Raw genomic sequence first — 23487 nt, 5'->3', positions numbered from 1 at the left:
ATTCCTCCTCTTACGCTTTCGCCTTATAAAGTAAATATAAGAAATACGGTACACCGACAATAGAAATAACGATTCCAACTGGTAGCTCTACAGGTGTAAAAACTGTTTTCGCAATAAAGTCTGAAGCAATTACAAGAAACATTCCGATTACGCCGCACGTAGGAATTATATACTTATGTTGAATACCGACAAGCCTTTTCGCTATATGCGGTGCCATTAAGCCAATAAAACCGATACTCCCTGAAACAGCAACACATGCGCTCACAAGCCCGATACTACTTAATAGTAAAATCGATTTCTCTCTTTCTACTGAAACACCTAAACTTGTAATACTCGTTTCTTCCAATTGAAATAAATCTAATAAATAAGCTTTCTTTTGTATAAGCGGAATTAAGATAATAAGCCATGGTAACATAGCCACAATATACTTCCAGTTTGCACTATATATGCTTCCAGACACCCACACTGCGGCCATTTCAAAATCAGTTGACTTCATTTTGAGTGATAAGTACATAGAAAAGGCTCCAAATCCTGATCCAATTGCAATCCCTGTTAATAAAAGTCGCTGCGAATCTAATTTCCCGTTTTTCCAAGAAAACAGATAAATGATGATAGCTGCACCTAATCCGCCTACTAAACCAAACATTGGCATCATCATAATAGAAACCCAGTCTGTGCTTTTTAATTGCCCTTGAAAGAAAAACATAAAAATGACAATCGCTGTTCCTGCTCCGGCATTTACGCCTAAAATACCTGGGTCCGCCAACCCATTTCTCGTAATCCCTTGAATAACGGCACCCGCAACACCAAGGCCTAATCCTACTAATCCAGCAATTACGATGCGCGGAAGGCGAAACTCAAAAATAACTAAATCATGTTCTGGTACTGGATCAATTCTAAACAGTGTTTTAAATACATCTGTAATCGTAATGTCGAACGTACCATTTGTTAAACTAATATAAATAGCACATAGTATTAAAAATATAATAATCCCCATCGTCATTCCGAAACGTTGACTTGAACTTTTAAGCATGTCTCTCTCCTCCTCTAGTACGGATTAAATAAAGGAAGAAAGGAATTCCAATTAAAGAGGTAACGACTCCAATAGGTGTTTCAAATGGATAGTTTACAAATCTACTCAAAACGTCACATAACGCTAAGAAAACGCCACCAATAACACCTGCACATGGCAAAATCCACTTATAATCTACCCCAATTATAAAGCGCGTAATGTGCGGAATAATTAAACCTACAAAACCAACTTTCCCCACTAAAGCAACTGCTGTTCCTGTTAAGAAAATTACCGATAAAATTGCCATCGCTTTAACTAGTTTTGTACGTTGCCCTAAATTAATAGAAACCTCTTCGCCTAATGAAAGAATGGTAATAGATTTTGATATTAACAATGCTAAAATTATTCCAATTATCCCAAACGGTATCGTGATTTTAATGATATTAGGATCTACTTGATCTAACTTTGCATTAAACCAAAAACTAACATTTTGAGAAATTTGGAAATACGAAGCCATTGCAGCCGATACACTACTTAAAAATGTTCCAATAACTGTTCCTATAATCGCTAACCTAACTGGTGATAAGCCATTTTGAAGGAGCGAACCAAAACCAAACACGATACCGGCTCCTAGTGCAGAACCAATCATTGAACATACAACCATACCAATTGATGACATTCCCGGAAGAAAAATCATACAAAGTGTAATAACAAAGGCAGCACCATCCGTCACACCCATAATAGAAGGGGATGCAAGATAGTTTCTTGTCATCCCCTGCATAAGCGCTCCTGATATGGCTAGAAATGCTCCGACTAAAAGAGCTGCAACTACCCTTGGTAAACGTGAAGTAATAATAATATTATGATTTACATCGCTTGAATCAAAATGAAATAATGCGTTCCACACTGTTTCAGCGTCAATACTTTTTGCCCCATACAAAATCGAAAGTATAACTGTAAATAAGATGAGTATGGGTGCTATACATAATATAGTTACTGGTACTGCATTTGTTTTCTGCATATCATTCAACGCACCTTACTTATTGTATTATTTAGATAAATTTTTCACTGCTTCTTTTAAGAATGCTGTTTTACTCCAAGCTGTACCACCTTGTGCCATTGGATCTACAACATTTACAAATACTTTCTTTTCCTTCGCAGCATTCATACTTTGCCAAATTGGATTACTTTCAATTTCTTCTAACACTTTCGGGTTTTTATTTTCACTTGCCTCATATTGTAAGAAAATATAATCTGGGTTAAGTTCAGCAAGTTTTTCAAATGAAATTTTCTCTTGTGCTTTTACAGTTTTCAATTGTTCTGGAGCAGTTAGTCCAAGATCTTTATAAATTACAGGATTGAAGTATACTCCTTCTGGATATAGGAATAATTCGTTTGCTCTTAGTCTTATGACAAGTACTTTTTTATCTTTTAACTTACCTCCTAGTTTTGCTTTTGCTTTTTCAGCGTCCGAATTGTAATCCTTAATAATTTTTTCGGCTTTATCTTTTTTACCAGTTAATTCTCCCATTAACTTTAAGTTATCTTCCCAATTTGTTGAAACGTGTGATACCGGGAATGTAGGAGCTACTTTCGTAAACTTTTCAGCTGTTTCTGCTGGGAATTTCGTACTCGATGTAATAACATCTGGTTTTAATTGTAGTAATGTTTCGAAATTGGGTTGCATTTTCTCACCAACAGATTTAGCACCTTCTAACTCTTTTTCAAGATATTTTGGTAATTTACCACCTACAGTAATGGCACCAACTGGTTTAATTCCAAGTACTGCCGCATCTTCCATTGACTCTAAACTAGCTGTCGCAATTTTATCTACTTTTGCTGGCACTGTATACTCTTTACCTAAATATGTGATTTTTCGTTTTTCATCTTTTTTCGTTTCCGTAGCTTTTGTCTGTTGTTTTTGCTCGCCTGAAGTTTTATCCGCACTATTACATGCTGCTAAACCTACACTTAAAACTGTAACCATCCCTAAAGTAAATAATTTCTTGTTCATCTTTATATGTCTCCTCTCAAATTTTCAAACTATATTCTCAATAAAATTTAACTATATGAACCTTGTCCCATATATATATTTCATTAGATTAATAATTTTATCCAGAACTCATTCCCGTTCACTTCCCCTAGACTATAATTCTTTTACGCCTCCATCACTTGATAATCATTTTCAATGATAATGATTATCGTTACTAAGTATATATTTAATATGAAATTATTTCAAGAATGATTTGAAAAATTTTAACAAATTGAATTAAAAAAGAAGTATCTCCCTGATATTAGGGAGATACTTCTTTTTTTAGAAATTTATATGCAATTCAACTGGACAATGGTCTGATCCCATCACTTCACTATTAATTTTCGCTTCTGTTATTTGGTCTTTCATTCGTTCCGAAACAACAAAATAATCTAAACGCCATCCGATATTTTTCGCTCTCGCGCCCATACGATACGACCACCACGAGTATGCACCTTCTTGATCAGGATAAAGGTAACGATATGTATCAATAAATCCTTCTTCTAAAATACTTGAAAATTTCTCTCGCTCCTCATCAGAGAATCCAGGATTTTTACGATTACTTTTTGGATTTTTCAAATCGATTTCTTTATGAGCAACATTTAAGTCTCCACAAAAAATAACTGGTTTTTTCTCATCTAATCGTTTGATATAGGACCTGAAATCATCTTCCCATTTCATTCTGTAATCTAATCGTTCTAATCCACGTTTTGAATTTGGTGTATATAACGTTATCATATAAAAATCTTCGAATTCTAAAGTAATAAGTCGCCCTTCTTGATCATGCTCTTCAATGTCTAAACCATATGTAACTGAAAGCGGTTCTTTTTTCGAAAAAATAGCAGTTCCTGAATATCCTTTTTTCACAGCATAATTCCAGTATGTATAATATCCCTCTAGATTTAAATCAATTTGCCCTTCTTGTAATTTAATCTCTTGTAGACAAAATATATCAGCACTTGATTCCTCGAGATATTCCAAGAATTCACCTTTTGCGATAACTGCTCGCAAACCATTTACATTCCATGAAATTAACTTCACTTTTAGCCCTCCTCTTGATGTTTATTTCCAAATTTCATGCTATCACAAAATAGAAAAACAATCATATTTTCACCTTTGTAATCTTGCTCTTACATTTATGAATACATACATACGCACTTTATTCAGGTTATACTAATTTCAGAGGTGATGTTCTATGCACAATGAAGGAGTTACATTAACAAATGAGTATTGGCAAGCAATTATTCATAATGATTCTTCCTATGATAGCAAATTCTTTTATGCTGTGAAATCAACTGGAATCTTTTGCAGACCATCATGCAAATCAAGAATACCGAATAGAAACAATGTACGAATTTTTCATCATGCAGAGCAAGCATTAAGTGAGAACTTTCGCCCGTGCAAACGTTGTAAGCCAAATGGGATCACTTTACCTAATGAAGAGTGGGTAGAACAAATTAAAGACTATATCGAAAAGCATTATGACGAATCCTTAACTCTCGACATGCTTGCGGAAATGTGTCACGGTAGCCCTTTTCATTTACAACGTACTTTCAAAAGAATAATAGGGTTAACTCCTATAGAATATATACAACAATTCAGGGTTCTTAAAGCAACCGAATACCTTTTACACACAAATCAATCTATTAAAGAAATTAGTACTGCTGTCGGGATAGAAAACCCAGAGTATTTCGCAACTTTATTTAAAAAGAAAACCGGATTTACTCCTACTGAATATCGAAAAAAGAACGAAATGAAAGAGGGATACGATAATGAATTCCTACAAAAATAATTATATATATTGGACGCTACTTACACATAAAAATTGGCGATTTCATATTGCTGCAACTGAAAATGGACTATGTTTCATTGGATCACAAGACGAAAACTTTGAAGAATTAAATATATGGGCTAGAAAAAAACTGCCCCAACATATATTGATCCATAGTCCAGATTACTTGCAAATATATACGAAAGAAGTTATCGAGTATTTAGAAAACAAGCGAGAAACTTTTACATTCCCTATCGATTCTTATGGAACTAATTTCCAATTATCTGTTTGGAATACGGTACGTGAAATTCCTTATGGAAAGACATATTCTTATACAGAAATTGCTGAAAGAATTCAAAAACCTAAAGCTGTGCGCGCCGTTGCTTCTGCTATTGCTGCTAACCCTCTTCTTATCGCCATTCCTTGTCATCGCGTTATTGGGAAGAATGGGAAACTAACCGGATTTAGGGGTGGATTAGAAATGAAGAAAAAATTGCTTACATTAGAAAAGTTGCAGGTGGAATTCATATGACAGCAGAATATAATAGCGTATTATCTATAGCAGTTCCAAAAGAATTTTGTTTCCAAGAAAATTTACGTTATCTATCACGTTCTAACAATGAATGTATGTTCCATATTGAAGATAACAAAATTTATAAAGTTATCCCTGTTCAAGATGTAAATCCTTTAGTTGAAATTAGTGTGAATACAGATGGCAATATTCAAATACATTGTTTAAAAGAATCATATACATCTGAAAAATCGATACGTGAAGCTGTAGCTAACTATGTAAAAGAATGGTTTGATTTAACTACTGATTTAGCTCCCTTTTATACATTAGCTAAACATGATTTACTCCTTCAAGGACCAATTGAACAATATTACGGCCTTCGTACTTTAGGTATTCCAGACTTATTTGAGGCACTTTCCTGGGGAATTATCGGTCAACAAATTAACTTAACATATGCTTATACGCTAAAAAGAAGATTAGTTGAGCAATTTGGAAGTTATGTAGAATGGGACGGTAGAAAGCATTGGATATTCCCATCACCTGAAACAATTGCAAATCTACATGTAGAAGATCTCCAACAATTAAAAATGACGACTAGAAAATGTGAATATTTAATCGGTATTGCGAAGCTTATTACAGAGAGAAAACTATTAAAAGAGGATTTACTGCAAACACAAGATGTAAAGGTTGCTGAGAAACAATTAACCGCTATCCATGGTATAGGACCATGGACTGCCAACTATGTTTTAATGCGTTGTTTAAGATTTCCTTCAGCTTTTCCAATTGATGATGTTGGTCTGCATAATGCAATTAAATTTATAACAGGTTCCGAAAATAAACCGACTAAAAATGAAATAAAAGATTTCGCGGCAAACTGGGCTAATTGGAAGTCTTATGCGACTTTTTATTTGTGGCGAGTACTATATTAAAAGAACCAAGTAGCACATTCGTACTACTTGGTTCTTTTTTAAGCTTGCTCCTCAAAACGTCTTGCAATTTCCACAATAACTTGAACAGCTTTTTCCATAGTATCTACCGAAACATACTCAAATTTACCGTGATAGTTTTCACCACCAGTGAAAATATTCGGCGTCGGTAATCCCATATATGATAATTGTGATCCATCTGTGCCTCCGCGAATCGGATGAATATTTGGTTCAATGTCTAAACTTTTCATTGCTTCATATGCAATATCAACAATTTCTCTTACCGGTTCAATTTTTTCAAGCATGTTATAGTATTGATCATTCATTTCTAAAACGACTGCATCTTCGCCATATTTTTCTTGCATAGTCTTCACAATATTTTTAACGTTATTTTTACGTGCCTCAAAATTTTCACGATCAAAGTCTCGAATAATATAATACGCTTTACTTTGCTCAACATCACCATTTAAAGAAAGTAAATGATAGAATCCCTCATAGCCTTCTGTATATTCTGGCGCCTCTTCTACTGGTAAATACCCGTTAAACTCCATAGCCAGTTTAGTAGCATTGCGCATTTTATTTTTCGCTGTTCCAGGATGTGTATTCGTTCCGTTAAACGTTAACTTAGCACCTGCAGCATTAAAACTTTCATACTCTAAACCACCTAATGGACCTCCATCCATCGTATAAGCGAATGATGCACCAAACGCTTCTACATCAAAATGCGCTGGCCCACGACCAATTTCTTCATCCGGTGTAAATGCTACTCTTATTTTCCCGTGCTTAATTTGCGGATTATGTATTAAATGGTTCATTGCAACCATAATTTCTGTAAGACCAGCTTTATCATCTGCTCCTAGAAGTGTTGTACCATCAGTTGTAATAATGGTATGTCCTTTATATGATGGTAATTCCGGGAACTGCTCTGGTGTTAACACAACATTTAGCTCTTCATTTAACGTAATTGCATTACCATCAAAATTTTCATGAATTTGTGGTTTGACGTTTTTCCCTGTAAAGTCTGTTGCCGTATCTAAATGGGCTAAAAATCCGATTACAGGAACATCCTTGTCCGTATTAGCTGGAAGTGTTGCCATTACATAGCCATTATCATCCATCGTTACTTCTGTTAAACCAATTTCTTTTAGCTCTTCCACTAATAACTTACCAAACTCAATTTGTCCTGGTGTTGTTGGTACTGTATGACTTTCTTCATTTGATTGCGTATCAATTTTTACATATCTCGTAAATCTTTCAATAAGTTCTTGTTTCAAGTTCATTCACTCCCTTTTATGTTCCTCCCTCCATTATAATCCTTAAAACGAAATATTTTAACTTTTTTGACTGTGAAGATGTATATTTCATTTACATTGTTAACACTTTTACATAACAAAAAGAAAATTAGTGAACATATTTAAAGTACAGCTTAATACAAATAAATTCACCCTATTTACGACTCTCATCGCAAATAGGGTGTTTCTGTTTTTATCTCGCAATTTAAGAATATATACTACTCATTTACAATAAAAGTATATACATCATCATAAATACAGCCATTTACTTTAATCACATACTTCCCAGGTTTATTAAAACTAATTGTGTATTTATTTAACTGAATTGCTTCTTTATCTCCAGAAAGAATATCAATGCTTCTGCCACTTAATACATACAATTCATTTAGATTCATCGTTACATCAATTGTATTGAAATTTTCTACTTTCACTTGCTGTGCTTCCGCAACGCTTACACTTGGTTCTAAAAACAGTAGTCCACTTAATCCAATCGTACCTGCTAAAGCAACTCCCGCAAACTTTTTAATCTGTTTCATTACAATGACCTCCTTATAGATTTTACGTAAAGGCAATGTCCTCCCTTACACCACAAAGCCTATATGTAATGAAATGAAAAGTAAACGGGGACTGTAAGACAAAATTCTACATCTTTTTCTCCTATTGAATATAAATCCAACGTTTGGAATTTTGACACATTTAAAATTGTTTCCCTAAACCAATTTCTCCATAATTTATTCAAAGACTGAATAATTACTTATTTATTTAACATTCTAACAATAGTTGATAAAGATGCTTTCTATTCAAAAAAAGACTTTGCTATAAAAGTAACTTTTACAACAAAATCCATGCAACTAATTTTATTCAGCTTTCCATAATCTCTCTACATTCATTAATTGTTCTTCTTTAAATTCCATCTTATATATATCCGGTTTTGACGTATTCATTAAAAATTCAAAACCATATTGTTTATCAAAATAGTTCATCATTAATGTCATGACAAGCCCATGTGTACCAATTACAATTTTGCATCCTCGAAAATCCATTAAGATTTCTTTTAATACTTTCACTACTCTTCTCTGGCAATCTGCATATAACTCTCCTTCCGTTCGTGCAAAGTCCGGATTAGAGAACATCTTCTGTACAAGTGGATACACCTCTTTGTCTGATATAACCTGATCCTCACTTGAAAACATACACTCTTTAAGATTTTCATATACTACTATTTCTTTTTCATGGAAATTAGCTGACTCCTCTATCGTTAGCATAGCCCGATTATAAGGACTGGAAATAAAAGTATCAATCCTCTCCGCTTTTAATATGTCAGTTACTCTACGGGCATCCATATGTCCCCTCTCAGTTAATCCACGCATTCTTTCATTTCCTTCTAGTTTTGGTGATTCACCATGTCTAACCATATAAATATATGTGCTCATAATTTCTCCTTAAAATTTTTTATAAAGTGAAACTTTAATCAGCCCTCACTAATCGGGCTGCCCGGCAAATAGCGAGATAAGTTAATAAATCACGTTCATTTATCCCATTTCAACACTTAGGGGTAATACTAAAATACTTTATAAACTGTGCTGATTTGTTCGTCTAATCCATTCTCCTACTAAACTCTCAAATAATTCAGGCTGCTCAATTTGCAAATTATGCCCTGCCATATCTAACACTGCTAATGTTGCCCTTGGATATTCTTCAATAATTTCTATAATATTTTGATAACCTACTGATATATCTTGTCTTCCAGTCAGTAAAAGAACGGGATTTTCATATTTTTCATGCTGAAAATCCATAGTAAGAGAGTAATTCTTTTGCAACCTTTCAATAAATTCATAATTAGCAACATCTAACCCAGGCTTAATTTCTTCTTTAAATCGCTTATATGTATATTCATTTGCTATTACAGCTAACTCACAAAATTCCTCTCTTTCTGTGGAAGTGAGCGTATTTAAAAATTCCTCATCTTGTACAATTACCTGTTTATATGGAAGAATCCTTTTTTCTGGCTCCGCTACAACAACAGGACATACTAATAGTAATCCGCTAACTCTCTCAAACATCTTTGCAAGTATACCTTTGGCTAAATAGCCTCCATATGATTCTCCTACCAATAAAAATTTTTCAGTAGAAATGATTTCCTCAATAAATGTGATAAGCACTTCTACTATACGATCTGAACTATTTATCCAATTTGGAGCATTCGATTTTCCCATTCCAGGTAAATCAATATATATTCGCTTATAACCTTCATATTTCTGAAATACTGATTCCATACATTTCATCATTAACCTATGGTCAGGGGCGCAGCCATGTATGATAATGACCGGTTTACCCTCTCCCACAATTTCATAGTATATTTCTGCATCTTTAATTCGATATATCATAAAAAAAGCCTCCCTATTTAGTGGCAATACTATTCCACTCTGTAAGAATACACGTTCTTATTTTATATCTTTTCTCAACATTTTCACAAATATTAATTTTCAGATTAAAAATAAAAAGCTCACCAAAAAAAGATACTCATCATTTTATATGCAATTTTGCATCTCCACTTACAAATCACTAAAAAAACTTTACAATTCAAAGGATGACTAAATATACAATTTCTATTTAAAGTCTTAATACAGTCTGTACTATCAACCGCAATATTTTTTCAACCTTAAGAATACTTACACTCTTTAACACTTTCCTTATAAACATGATTTTTATAAGGAAATCTGATACAATTCTTAAATAATATTATTATGTATAGATATAACGAACATAGTGCATAATTAAAGAAGGTGATTTCATTGAAATTAAATAAAAATTTACAATTATGTATATTAATCGGAACATTAATATGCTATTCAATCTATTTTATGTTTTTCTATCTATTCCCTACTCATTTTTCAAATTCAGATGTACGCTTCGCTTCACTTGTCGTTGAAGCCATTACATTTGTATCACTGATTTACTCTATATATTCTAAAAAAGTCAGTTCAAATCCGTTTTGGATATGTATTACAATAGCAATTGGTAGTTTTTTATTAGGGAAAATAGTATATACATATCAAGATAGCTTCTTCGAAATTCCAATACATCGTTTTACGGTTTCTGATGTATTTTACATGTTTTTTCTATTTTTCTGTCTTATCGCTTTCTGCTATAAAATCTTAAAGGAATGCAATAAATGGGAAAAAGCGTTCTTTATTTGTGATATATGCATAGTGCTTACTTCCATATTTACATTAGAATGGTATTTATTTAATCAACCAAATTTAAATATATTCGCTCTTTCACTAGGAGATGTTTTCCTTTCATTTTTATACCCAATTGCAGATTTATTATTTCTACTGCTAGGTGTTAGTCTCATTTTCCGTCCAACAATTTTTAATTCCAAACGGAAAATTTATATCTTTATTTTTGTATTAATAAGTTCTGCAACTTTTAACTATATTTATTTTTACTTAAATAACCACTTATCAACTGAAATGATAATATTATTACGTCTTTTATATAGAATACCTATATTACTTATTGCAATAGCTGGCTCTATTTCAGAAGATCATAATAGCCATAAAAATTATTTCCTTGTAAACCCTATAATAGGAAAAAAAGCTTTAGTTGTATTTCCCTATCTTGCTGTTGCAATACTAATCGGGTTTACATTAAAAGAACAAACATCATCTTCAACTCTCATTACAGGAAATTGTATTACTTTTATTTTCGTACTCATTCGTCATTCTATCGTACGTATGCAAAACAATTCCTTAACAAAACGTTTGCAGGCATTTAATGCCCAACTAGAAGAAAAAGTTACTTTACGGACGTCTGATTTAGTTCATAAATCAGAGGCTCTTTCTCAAAAACAGCAAAAGTTTAAATCATTATATGAATATCATCCTGACCCTATCTTCACCATTGATTTAAATGGAATATTCTTAAATGTAAATAAGGCTGGGAGTGTACTACTTGGGGCACCAACGGATGAGTTACTAGGTGAAACTTGTTTTTCGATCATTTTAGATGAAGATAAGCATAAGCTAGCATTGGCATTAGAAAAAGTGAAACAACAAGAATCGGCATTCTTACAACTTAGTTCTCAATATAAAGATGGCTTTACTTATTTTTTATACGTTACAATCATTCCTATTATAATAGACGGACAAATTTCAGGAAGCTATATTATGGTGAAAGATATTACTGCACTAAAAAAACAGCAAGAAGAAATAAAATATTTAGCATTCCATGACACTGTAACGAAAATTGGTAACCGTGCCTTTTTCCATAAGAAATTAAAGAGAGTTATAAAAAATGCTGAAATAACAGAAAGCGAGTTTGCATTATTATATTTAGATTTAGATCGCTTTAAAGCAATTAACGATACACTTGGACATTCATCAGGAGATTACATATTAGAAGAAGTAGCAAAGCGATTCCAATCATGTCTTCCATCACATACTCATCTTTCAAGAATCGGTGGCGATGAATTTACAATCATAATTGAAAACTATACTGACGAAGATTACTTATTCCAATTATGTAACCAATTATTTAAATGCATGAAAAAGTCATTTATCATACATGAGCATAAATTAACTTTATCACTGAGTATCGGCATCGCTATTTATCCACATTCCGGAATCGATACCGCTACACTTCTGAAAAACGCTAATGTTGCAATGTATGATGCAAAAGCAAAAGAACTTAACTCTGTATCTATTTATGACGATGTAATCGCTAAAAAAATTGAAAGACGATTGCGATTAGAAAAAGATTTACCAAACGCACTACAAAATGAAGAATTGTTCCTTTTGTATCAACCTCAAGTTGATAGTGAATCTAATAAAATTATCGGTGCAGAAGCTTTAATTAGGTGGAATCATCCTGAATTAGGTATTATTTCTCCATACGAGTTTATTCCGATTGCAGAAGAAACACTACAAATTATTTCAATAGGTAAATGGACATTAGAGCAGGCTTGTAAACAAATGAAACGTTGGCACGCACTCGGATATTCACATTTAAAAATAGGTGTAAATTTATCTGCTAAGGAATTTGAACAAGAGGATTTTGTAAAATCTATTTCTTCTACTTTAACAAATACAGGTTTACCAGCAAGCTCTCTTGATCTTGAATTAACAGAGCGAATTGCAATGATGGATGAGAGAGAAACATTGATAAAACTGCGTACACTAAAAAGTTTAGGGATTCACATTTCTATCGACGATTTTGGTACAGGTTATTCTTCGCTAGCCTACTTACCTTTGTATCCAATTGATACGTTAAAAATCCCGAGAGAATTTATTACAATGTCTGAAACATGTGATGATGGAATGGAAATTATTAAAACGATCATCACATTAGCAAATACATTAGGAATGTCTGTCATTGCTGAAGGTGTAGAAACGAAAGAGCACGTAAATTTCCTTCAAAAAAATAAATGTCAGTTTATTCAAGGTTATTATTACAGTAAACCTATCCATATTCATGCATTTACTGAGCTATTAGAAAACGGCATTCACCCATAGTACATAACTAATTAGAACAAATATAGCAAAAAGGAAAGAAGATACCTTCTTTCCTTTTGTTTTTCTATTTACATTTCTATTACTTCACCACTTCATTTATTATATCTATTATTTGATGAATTCCCTCATCATTTGTTTTCTTATATCCATTCATGTTTTGAATATATTTCTCCTTATTTGTATACAACTTATTTACTGCATGTATAAATGTATTCGTACTTACTCTGTCTTGGAGTATAACTTCCGCATATCCTTGCCGTGAAAAATATTCAGCATTTAAAACTTGATCTCCCCTACTGGAACTGTTAGTTAACGGGATAAGCAACATCGGTTTCTTCAAAAATAACAATTCAGAAATAGCAGTAGAACCCGCTCTAGAAACTACAACACTTGCCATATTTAGTATATGCGGCAACTCGTCGCCTATATATTCAAATTGCATATATCCCTCCATGCCAATAGATGGGTCTACCTTCCCTTTACCACATATATGAATAATATTAAAGTTTAATAGTATTGTATCTACACATTCCCTTACCATATCATTTATCCACTTAGCACCCTGACTCCCACCCATAATTAATAATACTGGTTTATCTTGCTGAAATTCACAATATCTTCTTCCTCGTAATACGTTACCCTTCTCAATTTCTTCCCTTACAATTGGTCCTACATAAACCTTCTTCTCATTACTTACATTTTCTCCTGTCTGAGGAAATGTTGTGCATAGCTTTGTAGCAAAAGGTAATGCTATTTTATTGGCAAGCCCTAATGTGCTATCTGGTTCACGTATAATTATAGGCACACGATTTAACCATGCTCCTATAGCTACAGGAACTGAAACAAATCCTCCTGCTGAAAAGATAACGTCAGGCTTTGTTTTCTTAATTAAATTATAACTTTGTAAACAACCGCGTATAATTTTAAAAGGATCTTTAAAATTCTCCCAATCCCAATATCTCCTAAGCTTTCCCGTTGAAACACTATTGTATTTAACATTTTGCACTAATGATTTTTCAATTCCATTTTTGGATCCAATATACTCGACTCTCCAGCCTTTCTCTATAAATTTAGGAATTAATACAATATTAATCATAACGTGTCCGGCTGTACCGCCCCCAGTAAAAAGAATCGTTTTGCTCATAACTTATACCCACCTTTATTATTAAAAATCTAGCTTTCTCTTTACCTTTTAAATGTAAATAAACTTATTATTTTTTATATAAATCTTTAACTCCACCTCTATATCTTGTAAAAGATCGTTAATGAGTTCATAAAAATCATTTCCATACTCACTACACTCGTATTGAGCAAAGATTTGAATCACATACCTAGTTTCCGTCTCTAATGCTGACTTTATTTGATTAACCCTTTTTTCTTCTACATACGCTTGATATTTATGTATTGCCTCATACAGACGCAATACATGCGCTTCTTCATCTCTCCAATCCAACGTATCAACAATTGAAAGAAATAGCGTATTTTGATTATCTATTATTTCATAATCATTCATATATTTCTTACACCCTTTTTTGTTTTTCATTGCATGCAGATGTCACTACACTTCGCATACTCAAGTACATCTTTTAATGATTGATGAAATTCAATTTCTGGGATCCAACCTAACCTTTTTATTTCCTCTATTGCTAAACTCTCATTTGAGTCGCTCCCACTTTTCCCTGTTTCCTCTATAAAAAAATTTAGCTGTGTTAATTCTTTATATTGTTCTAGTACATTTAATAAAGATTGTTTTACTCCTGATCCGATATTATATTGTTTTCCATTTATTCCATCTCGTAATAACACATGATACGCTTTAATCGCATCACGTACATCTAGAAAATCTCTACTATCTTTCAAACTGTTTACTTCAATAATGGCTTTACTTCTACCTGATTCTATATCTATCATTTTCTTTGCGAGAATCGAACAAATGCCATTCGATTCCCCTGGACCAATTAAGTTTGAGGGCTTTGCAATGATAATATTTGAATCCATTAATCCTCCCCAAGCCTCTGCAATAATGACTTGCATCGTTTTACTTAAACTATATGGATTTGAAATTTTTATTTCGTTCATACTATCTGCTTGCAAAGCAGATCCTATAACTAATGTTCTACAATGCGAGGCTTCTTGCTTAATTGCTTCTAATAAATATAACGTTCCTATTACATTAATCTCTATATACTCAAGAGCAGCTGTCCAAGATTCTATAACCGAATTCCTTCCTGCTAAATGCAATACGTAGTCTGGCTTTATTTGTTTCATTACCTTCATTACTTCGCTCTTATTAGTTAAATTACACGTAATACCATTTCTAATTTTTTCTCTATGTGCACGATTTTGAAACATAGGAATTACATGAAAGCCCTGCTCTAAAAAATAGTGGCAAGCATGGCGTCCTGTGAAACCATTTGCACCAGTTATTAAAAGGCTCGCATTTTTTTTCATCGCAAAAACCCTCCTTTTAATAGCATTTGTTTCACCTCATGTTTTGCAAGCAAGTCTTGTTGAGAACTAAAACTCTTCACATCCACTAGCGGATAGCTAGAATAATATTCTTGAAGTCCTTCAATAGGAATCGTCGGTAGTACCACAAAATAATTTTGATCAAAACTTATACTTGTTTTACTCTCTACCTCAGATAGAAGCATTTCACTTAATTTTTCACCCGGTCTTATCCCTACCTCTTTCACCTTAATATTTTCTTTTTTTGAATCTTCAATTAATATTTCTGCTAAATCTGTTATTTTACATGCCGGCATTTTCATAACAAAGATTTCCCCGCCTCTACCTTGATATACTGCTTTAAATAACAATCCAACAGCATCTTCAACTGTTAAGAAAAATCTAGTCATATTCGCATCGGTAATCCCTACTTGTGAAGATCTTTTAATTTGTTGTTTAAAAAGTGGTACTACACTTCCACTCGTTCCTAAAACATTTCCACCACGAACACAAATGAATTTTGTTTTCTTCGTTTGTATATTCGCATGAACCATTAATTTTTCACCAATTGCTTTTGTCATCCCATACGTATTTGATGGATCGGCTGCTTTATCCGTTGAAACATATATAACTTTTTCAACTTGCATCTGTATAGAGGCTTCAATTACATTTTGCGTACCATGTATATTGGTTTTTATAGCTTCATAAGGATAATACTCACATACTGGAACATGTTTTAAAGCTGCAAGATGGAACACATAATGTACACCTTGGCAAGCATAGACTAGTTGATCTTTATCACGAATATCTCCAATAATAAATTTTAACCTATCATCATTTATATACTTTTGCTGCATTTCAAACTGAACCGTTTCATTTCTTGAAAAAATTCTAATTTCTTTCGGTGATTTTTCTAATAGTTGTTTTATAAGTTCATGCCCCCACGAACCTGTCCCACCAGTAATTAAAATTATTTTATTTAACATTCTTTTTCCTCCTACGAAACATCTCAATTTAAATAATATTTATTGAATTATTTTCAATTGATTCAAATCATAATCGTCGTTTGTTACATTTAATTGACAAAATAAAAAAACAGAAACTATTAAACATAGTTTCTGTTTTTCATTTCACCTCACAACAGTAAGATTTTTTATACTGTTTGCATGATAAATAAATTCCTTGTAAAAAAACACCGCTCATTTATTTCTTATACTCGTAATAAAATAAATAGAATGATTCATAGCCAATAATCATGTTTAAATTTATGAAAAAGGGAGGTAACGGAATGGACCGAAGCAATTCAAATCATACATATAACGGACCTTCCAAAGCACTGCCTCTCTCCCTATTCGACGTAAAAAATGAATTAAAACAAAAAAGCAAGCTTATTCCTTCTGACACCATGTATAAATTAACGAAAGAAGAACAACTCATCATCAACAAAATAAAAATACAAACAGAACAGCTAAATAAAAATAATGTTACAAGAACACGCGCATACTACCAATTTTACATTCAATATCCAGAAATACATTGGGCACTGCTTGGACATATGGTATCACGTAACGGCGGTTGGAATATGACTGATTTAAAGGGGGATTTATATACGAGAATTTTATCAGAGAAAGATCAATTCATATTTTTTTCTTTTTTAGAAAGAGGGAATTGGCTTATTTTCCAAGATGTATACCCTCAATTTTTACTTTACGAACAAAGTGTAAAGAGATCACAAAAGTTATTTCACCTTCTTTCTCACCTAAATGTTTCTACATTTATGGAAACGATGTGGAACCATTTTTGGAAAACAGGTAACAAAAAAACTTTAGCGATTGCAACTATTATTAATGAACAAAACTACTTAGAAAAAAGAGTGATTCAAAATGTACAATTTAAAAAGACTGTACTAAATAGTATTGGATTTAAACTCTTTGATTTCTTTCAGTTTAATCATATTCTTTTCCCATTCTACGAAAATGATAAGAAACAAAAAGTATTACTATTTGGTGATACAATGAAACATTTCACTTCCTTACATGAACGGATATTAATCGGAAAAAGATTGTACTCATTATTATTTCGAGATACACATGTTTTATCTCAAATAATAAGCTGGGCTCAACACCATCCACATACAGGATCAAGGAAAGATTACTGGCCCCATTTATTTTCAAGTGTAAATGAATCTTTTTCCCGTGAGTTTTATAAGCGCCGAATAAAGAAATGCCAGTTACGAAATGGCGCTTATCGCATATACAGCCCTGCACTCATCTATGCATGGCGAGATATGAAGCATGACGAAGTTGACAGTGAAGATTGGTTTACCGATTGGCAAGTTGTAAATTACTTAGTTGATAAGGAGGAAAATATAAATGGACAAATTACAGAAGACTACTGCAAAACACTCGAAAAAATTGAACTCGCCATTCTCGCAAAGAAAAATGTCCTCCTCCGAGAAGAAGAATGAGTTTCTAGCATTAGTAGTTACAATCTTTCTCTCTTCTATTATTGGAACTTGCTTAGATGCCTTTTTTGTTCATAAACAAATATATTCCTTTCCGGCTAGGCCCTTCTCATCCACTTTTTCGGTTAATATAGCTTTTACATTGTTCGTACTGCCGATTTTAACAGTTATCTTTATACACATTTCAAAAAAATTATCTAAAGTTTCTAGAATTTTATTTATTATTTCAATCGGTATTTGTGCTAGCCTTTTTGAACAGGTTGCTGAAAGTTTAGGTTTATTTGTACATAGCGCGAATTGGAACCATACATATTCTTTATTTGGTTATATGATTTTTCATTCTTTTATTTGGAACGTATATAATTGGATAAAAAAATAAAGAGACCATTATAGGTCCCTTCTTAAGCATACTCTTCCGTTATTGCTACTGGTGCCAATGTTTGAAGGCTTTTAGAGCGTAAACGATAGGCAACGACTTTCTTCTTATATTGCTTAATGACATCAACATGTTCCTCATAGCTATATAGAGAAAATCTAATCTCTTTATTCCCTTTCTTCGTATCAATGACTATTGGTTTCCCTTCTCCTTGCGGCGGGAAATAATGTTTATCTAAAAACAAAGCCTCATTAAATTCATGAATAACTTGTAGTTTCATTTCTCCCTCTATATTTTTTCCATCTATCGATATAGAAGTATTTTCCGCCTCAAGCTTTTGATGCAATTCAAATCTACTAATAATTGATTCTACAACAGAAGTGGGCATACTAGAAACTAGCACTTTAAGAGCGCCAAAAATAAATAATGTAACTATAAACCATGTTGTCATTTTCATCATCTCCATTACATTTTAAAATATAAATTTCGTTCCATACGGTATGAATATACTAATGAGTATTCCAGTTACAATCATCGTCACCGAACCGATTGTCGCCTCTTTCTCGCCTTCCTTCACGAGACGGCTCACACCGATAATATGTGATGCACAGCCCATTCCAACTCCTTTTCCAATCGTACTTGTTATACTGAAAAACTTAAGTACTGTTGGTCCGATCATAGCGCCTGTTATTCCTGCAACAACTACAAAACTAGAAGTCATAGATGGAATACCACCAATTTGATCCGCTAATGATAGGGCAATAGGCATCGTTGCTAACTGTGGTAAAGTAGTTAATATAAGTTCCTTATCTATATTTAAAATTCCGCCAATCACTACATTCATACTCGTTACAGCCACTATACCTATCACTACTCCAATAAGTATCGATAAAAAATTTTTCATAAGTATCTTTCGCTCTTTAAATAGAGGTATGGCTAATGCTACAATTGCAGGGCTCAATAAGCTTGAAAGAATGTCTCCTCCAATTTCCCTATACTCATGATGAGAAATACCAAAAATGAAAAATAAACAAATCATAATTGCCGTAACTGTTAACACCGGTAACGTAAATGCAAACGTAAATTTTTCATATAGCTTTGTCGCCAAGAAATAAATTGCTACAGTAATAATAATTAAGACCATTTGAATCGTGCACCTTGTCGATTTTATTTTTTTGTTGTTATTAATAATTGACTTATATACCCTGAAACAATCAAAGTTACTACAGTACTTGCAACTACTAAAAGGAATATAATACTCCCCTTACTGAAAAGAAAAGACCCGTATTCCATCAGCCCTGTTGTCGAAGGGATTAAAAATAACGGTAAAAATACGATTAACTTTTCCGCACCTAACTCAAACCATTTTAACGGTAAAATGCGAGTGGAAAGGAGCAGGAACAGCATTAACATCCCTATTAAACTTCCTGGCATTGATAGATGGAATACTCCTTGAATCCACGTACCCACTAGGCTAAATACATATAGCACGCCTACTTGAAGTAAAAGCGTCACGTACTTCATTTCTTTCCCTCATTTCACTATCACACATCCATATTATGAAATCTCATGTAGCGTGTCGGCAAACCGTTTAATTCCAAGTTGAATTTGTTCTATATTCGCTCTACCAAACGTAAATCGTATATATTCATTTTTCGAACCTAAAACACTGCCCGGAACAAATGCGACACCATTCCGTATAGATTCACCTAATAAGTGATATTCATCAAACTTTCCTTTCACTTTACACCATACATGTATTCCACCCTCTGGCACGAAACATTCAACTCGGTCTCCCAATGTTCCTTCAAGCTCTGCAATTAATTCATCTCTTCTTTGCTTCAATTTTCCACGAAGTATCGTAATATGTGTATGAAAATCCTTTGATTCTAAAAATTGATTTGCTACCCACTGCGTAAATACACTATGGCCAAAATCAACTTGTTGCTTTGCATCTGCTAAACGCTCAATTACACGTGTAGGACCAATTATCCATCCAATACGTAATCCTGATGCAACAATTTTTGATAATGAACTTATATAAAGAACATTTCCATTTTGGTCCATTGATTTTAATGTCGGGTTCACTTCTCCATTAAAAGAAATTAAACTATACGGATCATCTTCTACAATTGGTATACCGAACTCAGAAGACAGTTCTAAAATTTTTTTACGTCTCGCTAATGAAAGCACAGTACCTGTTGGATTTTGATAATCTGGATTCAAAAATACCATACGAATGCGATGCTTTTTGTGCAAATCTATTAAGTCATCTGGATTCATTCCATGCTCATCAACAGGTAAATGAAATATGTTTAAACCGGCCGATTTAAACATTGGAAGCGAAAAACAATATGACGGATCTTCAATCGCAATCGCATCGCCAGGTTTTAATAAACATTGAACGATAAGATTAAGCGCCTGTTGTGCTCCTGACGTAATAAGAATAGAGCTTGAATCTGCTTCAATTTGTTTATATTGCTGAACATGTGCTGCAATTGTTTTTCTCAACATCTCATTTCCAAGTGGATGGTCATAGCCGAGGTTTTCCATAAATGTTTTCTCCGACAAAATTGTTCGAAATCTATCACTTGGAATTAATTCTGGTGACAGTTCACCACTTGCTAAATTAATTAAATCATCTTTTTGTGTTTCCGTTCGAATTTGTTGAACGAGTGGTACGTTAGGTAAGAACGATCCATCCTCCACGTACCTACCCCAGTTCGGTATTCGTTTATGTGAGACACCCCATATATCTGTATTGACCCGTGTTCCGCTTCCCTTTTGTCGTTCTACTACTCCAAGTGATTTTAATTCTTCATACGCAGCTACTATTGTACTCCGGTTCACCTGTAATTTCTTTGCTAACATACGCTCAGAAGGTAACTTACTATCAGAAGGAAATTCGCCTGAAGAAATGCCTCTTTCAATATAATCCGCAATTTGTTTATATACAGGTGTCTTATCTGCACGATTTGGTTTCCATTCCATATAGTTGCCCCCTCTCAAAACTAACTATATTTTACTCACTAATAACAGTATTGACTGTAATAATAGTATTAATTAATTAATTAATTACATGATTTAAAAATCTTTCTACTGTCATATTAAAGCTACTTGGCTTTTCTAAATAAGGTAAGTGTCCACTATTTTTAAACTCAATAAAAGTTGTATTTTTCAAACGGCTTTCAAACTCTCTTACATATTTCTCGGGGACAAAATCATCATTTTCCCCTCTTATAATTAAAGCGGAACATGTAATATTCGAAAGAAATGGTCTTTGATCATAATCTACTAATTCAGCAAATAATCTTTGAATATGTACCGGATTAATAAACTGTAAAGATTGATAAAATCCCCTGACAATTACTTCATTATTCGCTACTCCCATCGCCTTCAACAATGTATCCGCCCATTTTTTCCCGTTATCATGTAAGCTAAGCAAATCATATACTTCAAGCCGCTTCTTTCGATCCTCAGGCTCCAAATAGGGAAATGCATTTACAATAATTAAGCTAGAAACACACTCTGGATATTGGATAGCAAAATCAACACCTACTCTAGCCCCTTTTGAAAGTCCACAAATGACTACTTTTTGTAACTTTAAATAATTGCATAACTCATACAAAACATTTACATATTCTTTAAAGTTAATTTCTAGCCCTCCAGATTTTCCATGTCCTGGTAAATCGAGTGAGATCACTGTCCATTTTTCCTTAAAATATTGCCTTTGATATAACCAATTATTTGCGTTTCCTCCAAGCCCATGTAAAAACAATATGACTGGACCTGATCCTTCTATATTATAAAAAACCTTTCGATTCTTATATACAAAATACATATTCATCACCTTCAGCTGTAGCATCACTTATTTTTATCTTTGAATGAATATATCCAAAACGGTTCTCTTTCTAACCACTCGACTGTTTCCGGTACACCATCTTCATACTCTCTTTTTAGTTCTGTTACTTTAGTCGTAAACTGTGATGCATGTGCTTGCAATGCTTCTAGCTTTTTTGGAACATATTCTTTCACTTCATTTTTAAAATGTGGCGGACCTATTTCCACTTCATGATTATTTGAAAAAGCTACCGCATAAAACGTTGGTCTTTTATTTTCCTGAATAGTAGCTAAAGCCGCAGCCACCGCTTCTCCTGTTGCATCATGATCTGGATGAACTGCATATCCCGGATAAAAAGAAATGACCAATGAAGGATTCAATTCTTCTACACATTTTTGTATTACACGTCTTAACTCTCCAGGAATTTCAAATTCAAGGGTCTTATCACGATATCCCATCATACGTAAATCTTTAATACCTAAAATATTTGTAGCCCTCTTTAGTTCTTTCTCTCTTATAGCATATAATGATTCACGTGTTGCAAAAGGAGGATTTCCCATCACTCTCCCCATTTCACCTAACGTTAAGCAAACATAAGTCAGAGGAACATTCCGCTGGACATAAGCTAAAATTGTACCCGCCACGCAATATGACTCATCATCTGGATGCGGAAAAACAATTAAAACGTGACGTTCATTTTTTATCAAAATCATCTTCCTCCATCATACACAATATTAACCTTTTTCTTTAAAAACTATTAAATCACTACTGCATACCACGTTACTCCAACAAGTAGTACGAAAAGAAGGATAATATAAATAGTTGATAAGTTTTTCACATTTCTCTTTGTAGACTTTCCGTAATTCTCCTCCACGTTTCTTGCAACTAGTACAGTCCCAAATAGCGATACAATTACAATAATAACGACTAGTGAAATTGCAAAACTCATTGTCTTTTCACCTCTCTAAGACCCATCTATTTTAATTAAAGAACTTACATAAAAACCTTCCTCTTTAAAACGTTGATAACATACTACCTTTCTTCTCTTATCATAATAGATGTTTGTAAAAAGCGGACCAACCACTTTCGTGTTTTTTTACTCATCCACTTTAAAAATAAAAAGCAACTGATCACTTAGGACCAGTTGCTTTTTTCACACGATAATTTTTCATTTAAAATTAATTCAATTTAAAAGTTTAGTCTTTTCATAATGAAACATCAACTGAGATAACTCGAAAATTGTTCCATTTACAAGATACACTGTATCTCTAATGTTGGTTATTGGAAAATAAAAAGAA

The 23487-nt window shown here is 33.2% G+C and carries 25 protein-coding genes and 1 pseudogene; 6 read left to right on the top strand and 20 right to left on the bottom strand.

Annotation, left to right across the window (positions count from 1 at the left end; translation table 11 throughout):
• Nucleotides 1-10: 10 nt before the first annotated feature.
• The 4 genes from ACTFP3_RS15590 to ACTFP3_RS15575 form a co-directional block, all read right to left on the bottom strand.
• Nucleotides 11-1033: a FecCD family ABC transporter permease gene (locus tag ACTFP3_RS15590; protein WP_000920450.1), complete on the bottom strand. Its 1023-nt coding sequence runs from the start codon at nt 1031-1033 to the stop codon at nt 11-13.
• Nucleotides 1026-2033, bottom strand: a complete 1008-nt coding sequence (locus ACTFP3_RS15585) for a FecCD family ABC transporter permease (RefSeq protein ID WP_001173058.1) — start codon at nt 2031-2033, stop codon at nt 1026-1028. Before ACTFP3_RS15585 ends, ACTFP3_RS15590 begins: the two co-directional genes overlap by 8 nt.
• 27 nt (nt 2034-2060) lie before the next feature.
• Nucleotides 2061-3026, bottom strand: a complete 966-nt coding sequence (locus ACTFP3_RS15580) for an iron-hydroxamate ABC transporter substrate-binding protein (protein ID WP_001035510.1) — start codon at nt 3024-3026, stop codon at nt 2061-2063.
• Between the two features lie 300 nt (nt 3027-3326).
• Nucleotides 3327-4085, bottom strand: coding sequence for an exodeoxyribonuclease III (locus ACTFP3_RS15575; RefSeq protein ID WP_000767598.1), 759 nt, complete (start codon nt 4083-4085; stop codon nt 3327-3329).
• Between the two features lie 154 nt (nt 4086-4239).
• Here ACTFP3_RS15575 and ACTFP3_RS15570 point away from each other — a divergent pair, with 154 nt between their 5' ends.
• Genes ACTFP3_RS15570 through ACTFP3_RS15560 form a run of 3 tightly spaced genes read left to right on the top strand, consistent with a single transcriptional unit; the run spans nt 4240 to nt 6255 of the window.
• Nucleotides 4240-4836 carry a bifunctional transcriptional activator/DNA repair enzyme AdaA gene (locus ACTFP3_RS15570; protein ID WP_000551322.1) on the top strand — a complete coding sequence of 199 codons (597 nt, stop codon included), beginning with the start codon at nt 4240-4242 and terminating at the stop codon, nt 4834-4836.
• Nucleotides 4817-5347, top strand: a complete 531-nt coding sequence (locus ACTFP3_RS15565) for a methylated-DNA--[protein]-cysteine S-methyltransferase (protein WP_440010789.1) — start codon at nt 4817-4819, stop codon at nt 5345-5347. Before ACTFP3_RS15570 ends, ACTFP3_RS15565 begins: the two co-directional genes overlap by 20 nt.
• Nucleotides 5344-6255 carry a DNA-3-methyladenine glycosylase 2 gene (locus ACTFP3_RS15560; RefSeq protein WP_326036300.1) on the top strand — a complete coding sequence of 304 codons (912 nt, stop codon included), beginning with the start codon at nt 5344-5346 and terminating at the stop codon, nt 6253-6255. The genes ACTFP3_RS15565 and ACTFP3_RS15560 overlap by 4 nt, the downstream gene beginning before the upstream one ends.
• A 38-nt stretch (nt 6256-6293) precedes the next feature.
• On the opposite strand, the gene pepT is transcribed toward ACTFP3_RS15560, so the two are convergent.
• The 4 genes from pepT to ACTFP3_RS15540 all read right to left on the bottom strand — a co-directional run bounded on the left by pepT (nt 6294) and on the right by ACTFP3_RS15540 (nt 9931).
• Nucleotides 6294-7526, bottom strand: a complete 1233-nt coding sequence (gene pepT / locus ACTFP3_RS15555; protein WP_000807014.1) for a peptidase T — start codon at nt 7524-7526, stop codon at nt 6294-6296.
• A gap of 236 nt (nt 7527-7762) precedes the next feature.
• The gene (locus ACTFP3_RS15550; RefSeq protein ID WP_000809495.1) at nt 7763-8080 is read right to left on the bottom strand and encodes a hypothetical protein; all 318 of its coding nucleotides are present in this window, start codon (nt 8078-8080) and stop codon (nt 7763-7765) included.
• Between the two features lie 321 nt (nt 8081-8401).
• A complete protein-coding gene (locus tag ACTFP3_RS15545; RefSeq protein ID WP_440010787.1) occupies nt 8402-8977 on the bottom strand; it encodes a histidine phosphatase family protein in 576 nt (191 codons plus the stop codon).
• A 138-nt stretch (nt 8978-9115) separates the two neighbouring features.
• Complete coding sequence (locus ACTFP3_RS15540) at nt 9116-9931, bottom strand: alpha/beta fold hydrolase (protein WP_000640337.1); 816 nt, start codon at nt 9929-9931, stop codon at nt 9116-9118.
• 408 nt (nt 9932-10339) lie between these two features.
• Between ACTFP3_RS15540 and ACTFP3_RS15535 the strand changes: the two genes are divergently transcribed.
• Nucleotides 10340-13060, top strand: a complete 2721-nt coding sequence (locus ACTFP3_RS15535; protein ID WP_326036301.1) for a bifunctional diguanylate cyclase/phosphodiesterase — start codon at nt 10340-10342, stop codon at nt 13058-13060.
• A gap of 79 nt (nt 13061-13139) precedes the next feature.
• On the opposite strand, the gene ACTFP3_RS15530 is transcribed toward ACTFP3_RS15535, so the two are convergent.
• From ACTFP3_RS15530 to ACTFP3_RS15515, 4 genes are read right to left on the bottom strand one after another with little or no spacing between them, the layout of a single operon-like run.
• Nucleotides 13140-14204, bottom strand: coding sequence for an undecaprenyldiphospho-muramoylpentapeptide beta-N-acetylglucosaminyltransferase (locus tag ACTFP3_RS15530; protein ID WP_000047564.1), 1065 nt, complete (start codon nt 14202-14204; stop codon nt 13140-13142).
• 48 nt (nt 14205-14252) lie between these two features.
• Nucleotides 14253-14603 carry a DUF6572 domain-containing protein gene (locus ACTFP3_RS15525; RefSeq protein ID WP_015055176.1) on the bottom strand — a complete coding sequence of 117 codons (351 nt, stop codon included), beginning with the start codon at nt 14601-14603 and terminating at the stop codon, nt 14253-14255.
• A complete protein-coding gene (locus tag ACTFP3_RS15520; RefSeq protein WP_000739075.1) occupies nt 14600-15511 on the bottom strand; it encodes an NAD-dependent epimerase/dehydratase family protein in 912 nt (303 codons plus the stop codon). Before ACTFP3_RS15520 ends, ACTFP3_RS15525 begins: the two co-directional genes overlap by 4 nt.
• Complete coding sequence (locus tag ACTFP3_RS15515; protein ID WP_016123264.1) at nt 15508-16494, bottom strand: UDP-N-acetylglucosamine 4,6-dehydratase family protein; 987 nt, start codon at nt 16492-16494, stop codon at nt 15508-15510. The genes ACTFP3_RS15520 and ACTFP3_RS15515 overlap by 4 nt, the downstream gene beginning before the upstream one ends.
• A 302-nt stretch (nt 16495-16796) precedes the next feature.
• Here ACTFP3_RS15515 and ACTFP3_RS15510 point away from each other — a divergent pair, with 302 nt between their 5' ends.
• Together ACTFP3_RS15510 and ACTFP3_RS15505 are read left to right on the top strand one after the other, a co-directional pair.
• Nucleotides 16797-17975 (top strand): DUF2515 domain-containing protein, encoded by a 1179-nt coding sequence (locus tag ACTFP3_RS15510; protein ID WP_149215318.1) that lies wholly within the window; start codon nt 16797-16799, stop codon nt 17973-17975.
• On the top strand, nt 17950-18351 hold the full coding sequence (locus ACTFP3_RS15505; protein ID WP_033692454.1) for a CBO0543 family protein: 402 nt from the start codon (nt 17950-17952) through the stop codon (nt 18349-18351). Before ACTFP3_RS15510 ends, ACTFP3_RS15505 begins: the two co-directional genes overlap by 26 nt.
• Nucleotides 18352-18373: 22 nt before the next feature.
• Here ACTFP3_RS15505 and ACTFP3_RS15500 read toward each other — a convergent pair whose 3' ends face one another.
• The 8 genes and pseudogenes from ACTFP3_RS15500 to ACTFP3_RS15465 all read right to left on the bottom strand — a co-directional run.
• Entirely contained in the window at nt 18374-18799 is a 426-nt protein-coding gene (locus ACTFP3_RS15500) for a YfmQ family protein (RefSeq protein WP_326036303.1), read from the bottom strand.
• Between the two features lie 21 nt (nt 18800-18820).
• Complete coding sequence (locus tag ACTFP3_RS15495; protein ID WP_440010785.1) at nt 18821-19492, bottom strand: LrgB family protein; 672 nt, start codon at nt 19490-19492, stop codon at nt 18821-18823.
• Between the two features lie 23 nt (nt 19493-19515).
• Nucleotides 19516-19872, bottom strand: coding sequence for a CidA/LrgA family holin-like protein (locus tag ACTFP3_RS15490; protein WP_000878492.1), 357 nt, complete (start codon nt 19870-19872; stop codon nt 19516-19518).
• Between the two features lie 33 nt (nt 19873-19905).
• Entirely contained in the window at nt 19906-21339 is a 1434-nt protein-coding gene (gene pdxR, locus ACTFP3_RS15485) for a MocR-like pyridoxine biosynthesis transcription factor PdxR (RefSeq protein ID WP_139848863.1), read from the bottom strand.
• Nucleotides 21340-21415: 76 nt separating this feature from the next.
• Nucleotides 21416-22189 (bottom strand): alpha/beta fold hydrolase, encoded by a 774-nt coding sequence (locus ACTFP3_RS15480; protein WP_324659866.1) that lies wholly within the window; start codon nt 22187-22189, stop codon nt 21416-21418.
• Between the two features lie 23 nt (nt 22190-22212).
• The gene (gene bshB2 / locus ACTFP3_RS15475; protein ID WP_324659872.1) at nt 22213-22893 is read right to left on the bottom strand and encodes a bacillithiol biosynthesis deacetylase BshB2; all 681 of its coding nucleotides are present in this window, start codon (nt 22891-22893) and stop codon (nt 22213-22215) included.
• A 53-nt stretch (nt 22894-22946) separates the two neighbouring features.
• Nucleotides 22947-23138, bottom strand: coding sequence for a hypothetical protein (locus tag ACTFP3_RS15470; protein ID WP_000006467.1), 192 nt, complete (start codon nt 23136-23138; stop codon nt 22947-22949).
• A gap of 234 nt (nt 23139-23372) precedes the next feature.
• Nucleotides 23373-23462: pseudogene (locus tag ACTFP3_RS15465) on the bottom strand (GntR family transcriptional regulator); the annotation flags it as partial.
• Between the last annotated feature and the right edge of the window lie 25 nt (nt 23463-23487).

Source organism: Bacillus cereus group sp. MYBK5-2, assembly GCF_051915685.1.
GTDB lineage: Bacteria > Bacillota > Bacilli > Bacillales > Bacillaceae_G > Bacillus_A > Bacillus_A cereus.
The sequence above is the reverse complement of the archived record's forward strand: the minus strand, read 5'-3'. Positions and strand labels throughout refer to the sequence as shown.